The sequence below is a fragment of the Dietzia sp. B44 genome, assembly GCF_014145245.1.
Lineage (GTDB): Bacteria > Actinomycetota > Actinomycetes > Mycobacteriales > Mycobacteriaceae > Dietzia > Dietzia natronolimnaea.
The window spans coordinates 2,669-10,802 of the sequence record NZ_JAALEF010000496.1 but is presented as its reverse complement, the minus strand read 5'-3'; the positions used below and the strand labels follow the sequence as shown (position 1 = coordinate 10,802).

Annotated in this window: 5 protein-coding genes and 1 pseudogene; 2 read left to right on the top strand and 4 right to left on the bottom strand. The window is 67.4% G+C overall.

Annotated elements, in window-relative coordinates:
* Positions 1–196: pseudogene (locus G6017_RS16530) on the top strand (hypothetical protein); the annotation flags it as partial.
* A gap of 542 nt (positions 197–738) precedes the next feature.
* Here G6017_RS16530 and G6017_RS16995 read toward each other — a convergent pair.
* Together G6017_RS16995 and G6017_RS14820 are read right to left on the bottom strand one after the other, a co-directional pair.
* On the bottom strand, positions 739–1,062 hold the full coding sequence (locus tag G6017_RS16995) for a hypothetical protein (protein ID WP_228549012.1): 324 nt from the start codon (positions 1,060–1,062) through the stop codon (positions 739–741).
* A gap of 244 nt (positions 1,063–1,306) precedes the next feature.
* Positions 1,307–1,699: a hypothetical protein gene (locus tag G6017_RS14820; RefSeq protein ID WP_181694353.1), complete on the bottom strand. Its 393-nt coding sequence runs from the start codon at positions 1,697–1,699 to the stop codon at positions 1,307–1,309.
* A gap of 182 nt (positions 1,700–1,881) precedes the next feature.
* Here G6017_RS14820 and mobF point away from each other — a divergent pair, with 182 nt between their 5' ends.
* Positions 1,882–5,502 (top strand): MobF family relaxase, encoded by a 3,621-nt coding sequence (gene mobF, locus G6017_RS14815; RefSeq protein ID WP_347238024.1) that lies wholly within the window; start codon positions 1,882–1,884, stop codon positions 5,500–5,502.
* Between the two features lie 35 nt (positions 5,503–5,537).
* Here the strand turns inward: mobF and G6017_RS14810 are convergent, their stop codons facing one another.
* Positions 5,538–7,385: a hypothetical protein gene (locus G6017_RS14810; protein WP_146776290.1), complete on the bottom strand. Its 1,848-nt coding sequence runs from the start codon at positions 7,383–7,385 to the stop codon at positions 5,538–5,540.
* 298 nt (positions 7,386–7,683) lie between these two features.
* Positions 7,684–7,845, bottom strand: coding sequence for a toxin-antitoxin system HicB family antitoxin (locus tag G6017_RS14805; RefSeq protein ID WP_119192862.1), 162 nt, complete (start codon positions 7,843–7,845; stop codon positions 7,684–7,686).
* Positions 7,846–8,134: the final 289 nt, after the last annotated feature.

Below are 8,134 nucleotides of genomic sequence, written 5' to 3'. Positions count from 1 at the left end.
GCAGCTTGACGCGGCCCTTCGGGACGCGCAGGACGCGCGCGCCGAGGCCGAGCAGGCCGACCGGGCCCGGGTCCGCGCCGAGGCGACCTCGGACACTCTGCGTGAAGTGCTGGACTCACTACGCGATAACACTCGCGAGGCCGGCCCGGCCGGCACACCGTCGACCGCAACTGAACGCCCCGACGAGCGCCCCTGAGAACTGAGTGTCAGAGGTGGCAGCCACACCCCAAGGGCACGACGATCATTCGGGGACGCCGAGCTCGGCGGACCGACTCGAGTCGTAGGTAGGCGGCGTCCACGGCGCCCGCGGCCTGAGGGAGAAGGTGGCACGCAATGTGGGATCTTGGCACGGCGACGTTGGCGGTCGCGGTGGTGGCGGGCGGTGCCCTCGTGCTTCCTCCGACCGCGCGAGGTGTGGGCGGGATGTGCGCGATCATCGGCTTGCTCGGGGTGAGGCAGGGGGCGAACGTGGGCGCCGACTCCTCGCGGCACTGGGGACGCTGGCCTGGTTTATCGGGCACTGGTCGTTCGCGGTCCGCAATGATGCGCGGTACCGGTCACGGTTGGCGCGCGTGGTGATCGACCAGACGCCGCCCGCGGTGGACGCTGCCGCAGTTCTGGGAACTGCGAAAGCGCAAGACGCGCGAGTGACTGAACGCTGACACATCTCTTCCGACCGGAACGAGAAAAGGCCCCGCGGTGTGGCGGGGCCTTTGTTGTGGGTAAGCGTACGTCAGATCAGAACAGCGAAGGTGTATCCAGGGGTGCGGTATTGCCGGATGCGGCGCTGTAGGCGATGGGGTCCCAGCCACCAGAGACTGCGTTGCGGACGGCCAGGGAGCGGGCGTGGCGGTCTTGCCGTCTGAGGGAGGTTCGGATAATTCCGGTGCGTCCGCAGGCGACGGCGTAGTTCAGGTTCGCCGCCTGTGTGGACGGGATCAGGTGATCGGGATCAACGCGCACGCATAGTGGCTCGTTGCAGCGGTGTTCGGCGACGACGCCGGCCAGGTCGATGCCGTCGAGTAGAAGCGCGAACCGGTGCGCTGATTCGGTGCGGCTCACGCCGCCTTCGCGCCAGCTCAAGCGTCCGTACCCATCAACACCGGAGACGGCCCCCGTGAACAGCCAATGTCCGTCGCCGGGGGCTCGTACGACCTTGGCCCAGAACGCGGCGATTGCCTCCGGAGTGGGGGGCAGTGTCGCGCTGTAGGGGCGCGAGTTAGCCGACGGCCCAGACGAGGTGGACCGTGGTTCCAGGTCCAGTCCCGGCAGGGGAACGTCCTCACACCACGGCCCACCGCGGGGATCAGTGGTTGCTGGCACCGTTGCTGTCCGAACTGTCTACAGCCGTGCCCGTCTCAGCGTCTTCGCTCGCACTCCCGGTGCTCTCTGACTCAGACTCGCCGCTGGCTTCGTCGTTGTCGTCCTCGGAGTTTTTTGCGCTGCGGATCGCTGCACCGACGTCGCGGGCAGACAGGCCGGTCATCTCGGCTAGGTCGGACTGGGGGACGCCGAGGCCCCGGAGCTCGATGAGCGCGCCGCCGAGGGTGGCTTCTGCTTCCTCGCGGGCGTCGATCGCGGAGAACACGGCAATAAGCTTGGACTCGCGCTTGCGCGCTCGCTCCAACTCGACGGCCATTGCTTGGCGGGCGCGGGCCCGTGCGGTCTGTGAACGGGAGTCTGTCTTCGCGAGGCCCATACGCTCGACCCTATTGGTCGCCGCTCTCCCCCGCAGTCGCCCACGCTCTGGCTGCCCACGCTCTGGCTGCGGCTGCCCGCCGCAGCTTCCGCACCGCCCCGGCCAGTCGCCCTCCGTGCGTCCGCCACAAAACCCGACTCGCTCTCGCTCCTCTGAACAGTCTTACACAGTAGGCATTACTAATGACGCCTGGAAAACCGCTGGTCACCGACCCGGCCAGCCGCGCCGATAGACGCGCCCAGACGCCCCCGCCTAGACTGGCGTTCATGATGAGCCTGCGGGCGGTGCACGCCGGGACTGGATACCAGTACTTGCTGCGCTCCGTGGCCACCCACGACGCCGACCCGCAAGGGCAAAGCCTGTCGGACTACTACGCCGCCAAGGGCACCCCACCGGGCCGCTGGATCGGCTCCGGACTGACCGGGCTGGCATCCGAGAACGCCATCTCGGGATCGGTCGTCACCGAAGCACAGATGGCCGCACTGTACGGCGAAGGCCTGCACCCGGACACCGACGACCTCATGGAATCAGGGACGCCACTGTCGGCCTGCAAACTGGGCCGCTCCTACTCCCTGTACGCCTCCGGCGTGCCGGTCCTGGCGGCGATCGACGCCGCTGAGAAGGCGTTCGTCTCTGGCGAAGGCAGGCGCCCCACCACGGATGAGAAGGGCCAGATCGCCGAGAGTGTCGGACGCGGTTTCTACACCGAGCAGTTCGGCTACGACCACGCCTCCGGGCGCGACGTCATCGCCTGGGTCAACCGCGAACGAGACAAGGTCCGCCAGGCCGTGGCCGGGTTCGACTTCACCTTCTCCCCGGTCAAAAGTGTCAGCGTCTGGTGGGCAATGGCCGACGAGCACACCGCCTCCCACATCGCGGCGCTGCACCACGAAGCAGTCGCCGAAGCACTCACCTGGGCCGAGAACAATGCGGTGTACACGCGGGTGGGAACCAACGGCATCGAGCAGGTCTCCACCGGCGGGATCGTGGCCAGTGAGTTCACCCATTTCGACACCCGCGGCGGGGACCCGGACCTGCACTCGCACGTATTGATCGCCAACAAAGTGCAAGGCCCCGACGGGCGGTGGCGCACCCTGGACTCACGCGCAATCCACCAGATGCACCAGGCGATCTCCGCCCGCTACGACGCCGTCCTGCACGACCTCATCACCCGCCGAATGGGCGCGCGATTTGTGGCCCACTACCCGCACCGAGACAAGGCGCCCATCTGGGAAGTCGCCGGTATTGACCGCCGCCTGATCGACGCGTTCTCCTCCCGCCGGACCCTGGCCCGTCCGGTCTACGACCGACTGGTCACCGAGTACGTCCAGGCCAATGGTCGCCAACCCTCGCAGCGGGCCGCGTACGCCCTGTGGCAGAAAGCCATCCTCGACACACGCGATGCAAAGAAGCCCGCACAGTCCCTCGATGAGCACCGGCAGACCTGGCACAAGGTGGCCGCCGAGCGCATTGGCCAGGACGCCCTTGCGGCCATGCTCTCCGGCGTCCGAGGTGCCGGCGCAGAGCAGGACCGACCCCTGTACTCAGGCAGCGAACACGCCACCGACGTGGCAACCAAAGCTGTACGCGCGGTGACCTCCCAGCGGGCGCAGTTCCGCCAGTCGCACGTGGACACGGCAGTGTCGACCGTCCTGAAGGGATACCGGTTTGCCTCCGCCGGCGACCTGGAGCAAGCCCACAGCCAGGTCATGGAAGAGGCGATGGGAGCGCACGTCGTGGCCCTGACACCGCCGGAAATGCTGGACCTACCGGAGGCACTGACGGGTGAGTCCGGGGCCGGGGTGGACCGTCACGCCAACTCCCGCAAATACACCACCGCCGCGGTCCTTGAAGCCGAGACACTGACCCTCGAGGCGGCCACCACACCGGTTGCGGTGTTCGCCTCAGGCGCCGACATTGAGCAGGCCCTGGCCCGCCACGAACTCGAGCACGGGTGGGCGCTCAACGCCGGGCAGGCCGCGATGGCGCGTCACCTTCTCACCTCCGGCACGCTCGTTGCCGCCGGAGTTGGCCCAGCCGGTACCGGCAAGACCGCGAGCATGAAACTCCTCGCCCAAACCTGGCAGGACAGCGGGCGAGGTGTCATCGGATTGGCGCCCTCGGCAGCGGCGGCATCCATCCTTTCCGATGAGATCGGTGCGACCTCCCACACCATCGATTCGGTGACCTTCACCTGGCGCGGACTACACCCCAACCAACCGGAGAAGACCCTGTCGGCACTGCCGATCAAGATCGCCCCCGGCGACATGCTCCTGGTCGATGAGGCCGGAATGTCGAGCACCGAAAACCTGGCCGCACTGACAGAGATCGCCACTGAATCGGGAGCTGTTGGTCGGCTCATCGGTGACCCCAAGCAGCTCGCAGCCGTCGAAACCGGCGGACTGTTCGGAGAGGTCGCGCGCACCCCAGGAACGCCCGAGCTGCGCGAGGTCATGCGCATGGGCAGCGACACCGAACAAGCCGCCGCCACACTCTCCCTACGCGAGGGAAACCCCGACGCCCTGGCCCTGTACTCCCAGCGGGGATGGATCACCGGCGGCACCCGCGAGCAGATGCTCACCGAGGCAGTGGAGGCCTACCTCACCGACACAGGTGCCGGCCGAAACTCGTTGATCATCGCCTCGAGGAACACCGACGTCGACACCCTCAACGAGATCATCCGCTCAGGCCGCATCACCGCCGGGATCGTCGACGCATCCTGCGAAACCCGAGTCGCTAGAGGCGACACCATCGGCGTCGGGGACACCGTCATCGCCCGCAAGAACGCCAAGCTCTACACCGAAGACCGCAAGTACCTGGGCCGGGTCATCAACGGGCAACTGTTCACCGTCACCGGCCTCACAGGCGACGGCTCGGTGGCCGTGCAAGATATCAACACCGACGAGCAGATGCTCGTACCCGGCAGCTACGCGCAAGACAACATCCACCTGGGTTACGCCTCCACCATCCACCGAGCCCAGGGCGCCACCGTGGAGACCACCCACGCCGTGGTGGACACCTCCGTCGACCGGGCCGGCCTCTATGTCGCCATGACCCGAGGCAAGCAAGAGAACCGCGCCTACGCCGTCTGCGAGCCCGTCGTTGATTTCGTGGCGGAAGATGCCCACATGCACTCGGCTGGCGACCGGGACGCACCTACCGCCTCGGAAGTTCTGGCGACCATTCTGCGGCGCGACACCCACCAAGCCTCGGCCACTGCGGCCCTGCGCGAAGAGATGGACCACGCCACCGACCCGGCGCGTCTGGAAGCGCTGTATCGGCACGGCGTCGACCTGGCCGCCGACGCCTTCACCAGCGCCACTTTGGCCGAATACACCGACGCTCTCCCCCGTCTCTACAGTCGCCAGCTCGAGGCAGATCCCGACCAATACGCGGCGATCGCCCAAGCCTGGACCGACGCGGCAAAAGCCGGCCGCGACCCACGCGAACACTGGACGCAGGCCACAGCGAACCTCGAAACCGCGGACTCCCCCGGTGCCGTCATCGCCCACCGCTTGCGTCACGTGACCGCCGCCGGTCAAGACCGAAGCGCTCTGCCCACTCCCCCACCGGCAACCGCTACTGGCGATGCCGAACTCGCGGCCTGGCTCACCGCCACCCACGACGAACTGACGACCTCGCCCGACGAGGACACCGCCCAGGCGCCCTCGGTGGACGTGGACGACTTCACTGCCTCCTACCTCGACCACCGGGCCGCAGAGGAAGAAAGCGGCCCGGACACCCACTCGACGACCGGATCGCCCTGGGGACCTACGACCGACTCCTCTCCCGACCTCTGGTGACTTGTCCGCTTCGAGCAGGCGGTCAACTGGAGGTGTTAGGCGGCAGTGGCGGCCCATTGATGGGGCGCGGCCAGCACGTCCGCCGCAGGCAGCGCAGCGCGGGCCGCGGCCACCAGTTCCCACCAACTACCGGGGTCTGGCTCGCGGTGGCGATCTTGCGCGGCCATTGCTGCCCCCCAGGTGGTTGCCTCCACCGGCGGCCCGGTCGCGGTGGCCCCGTAGGCCAGGGCGATATCGACGGGGTGGACCTGCTCGGCTTCGGCCGGGCTGGGGAAGCTCCCCCATTCGGCAAGCGCGTCGGAGTCTTCTGCCTGGTAGCGGGTGGTGAACCACCACACGAATACCGCCGATTGGAGGCGGTACAGGCGGACCCGATCGGCGTGGGCCCCTGTCACCCCTGCGGCGGCGGCGGCCCGGGTTAGGCGGGAGCGCCCCTGGTAGGCGCGCCCGCTGGCGGTGCATAGACCGAGGGACTGCAGGGCACGGAGTTTGCTGCGCACGGTGGCCGCGCACACGCCCAAGCGTGTCGCCAGCTCCCCCACCGATACTCGCCCGGTCCGGAGCAGGTCCCACACCCGCATCCCCAGGACACCCAGAGGGCGGGCGTGCCAGATGTCGGCGCGAGCGCATTCCAGTTCCTCATGAAGTTGCTGCGCTAGGACTGGAGTAAATACTGCGCCACTTCCTGTCTCCCCGCCCCCGCGGGTAGCCACCCGCCAGGTCGCGGCCCACGGGCCAACTGCTCGCTGCGTGCGGCGGATCCAGCCCCGGTCGGCGAGATCGGTAAGCCGGTCAGCGACGGTGTCCCTGACCAGGCCGGCGGCCAGAGCCCAGTCACGCTCAGAGAAGTGGACCTCCTCGGAGGCTGCCGAGAGGACGCGTGCGGCCAGGGCGAGCAGGACGAGTCGGCTCTGCGCTCCGGTTTTGCCCTGCCACTGCTCGGGCTGGGCCTCCATGCGCGCGATCAGATCGGCGACGGTGCGCTCGGCGGTGCGGCGGGCCGGGCTGGCAGTGCACGAGGTGCGGGTGGCGTGGCTGGCGGCAGTGACGGCCTTGGCCCACTGACGAGCCAGCTCCTGTTCGGTGTCCAGCCGGGGGGTACGGCCGCCTGCGGTGCGGCGGGTGCGCAGGAATTCCAGACCGGGCCAGTTCTCGGTGAAGGCGGCTCTGGCGAGGTCGCGGTACTGCATGCGGGCGTGTGCGCACGCGAGCACGATCGACCAACCGATCGCGGAGGCATCCCCGCTGCTGGTGATGGGGGTTGAGCAGAGGGCGCGGATCTTGGCGGGCAGTGGGCGGCGTGGTCCGGCCAGATGCGGATGGCCTTCGACATCGACATGCACGGGCAGGGTGGCAACCGTCGGGTTCGCCGCGGCGGCCGGATGAGGGTGGGCGCCGAGCTGCTCGACAGCCCGCTTGAGAGCACGCAGCGATGCGGGATGAATGTCGGTGTCGCCCAGGGGTACCGAGGTTCCGCCGGAGCGGTGGGGTGAGCCCGGGGCGCGGACACAACCGGTGCGCGGGTTCGCCAGTGGGCCGCGGTCAAGTGAGGGCCACGCGGCGGCGAATGCGTCCACTACTGGCGCTAGTCGGGTCGGTGAGATCGCGGTGCTCAGGCGGATCCAGACGTGATATCCCCCGCCGGGTCCAGATGAGCACACCAGATGTTCGATCCCCGCGGCGGTGAGAGCGGATGTGCAGGCGGCGAGGTCGGCAGTGGCGGTTGAGCCGGCGTGATGGGCGTCGAAGTCCAGAGCAAGCAGGCGGAAACGGCCGGCTTCGTCTGTCAGATGCAGCGCGTACGGCACATCTGGGCCGGGGGCGCCGTCGGTGAAGCGCCGAGTTGTCGAGAAGGTGTGGGCTTTGCGCGGGTCGACCCGCACATACGGGCGCGGACTCCACACACACGCCACCGACTCCCACCACGTGTTGACCTGATGGGATGCAGTTTTGCTGGTATCAGAACAAGACACGCCGTCCGGATCGACTGGACCGTCCGGAAGGTATGACCTACCCTGAGAGGTGCTTGGAAGCACAGCTCTCCTAATTGGTGAGCAACACCGAGTTTGAGCGGTAACTCGAACTCTTGACTTTCGATCCCGGCCCACTCGCCAGTGAGCCGGGATCAGTCATTTCATGGGCTGCATGATTTTTAGTTTTCAGTCACACAGCTGATCTACCTCACGCTGGAATCGCCTCCTGGTCGTCAAAATGCGACACGGCTTTGGGCATGCCGAGGTGTGCCGCAGCGACTTCGGCTACGTACTGGTTCATAGAGATGCCGCGCGCCTTGGCTTCACGCCGAAGTGCGTCGTAAACATCCGAAGGTACGCGGACTGTCATGCGTGTCCGCTCCCCCAAGGCTGGCCTGCCAGGCCCAGAACGTGTGGTCGCCATGACGTCAAAACTGACATGGCTGACGTCAGAAATGTGTGCGACACGCTCACGACGTCACAAATGGCGGTAACAAGTGTGGCGCGGAGGCCGCTGTTTCAGCCGATCGTGGAACTCGGCCCTGAGTCATGCTCGCTTGCAACTAGTGTTTGGCGTCCTTTTGAGCTGGCATGAGTGAGTCGACGAGCACCAGCTCCATCAGGTCGATTCCATCGAGCACCGGAATGACCTGCCGCGC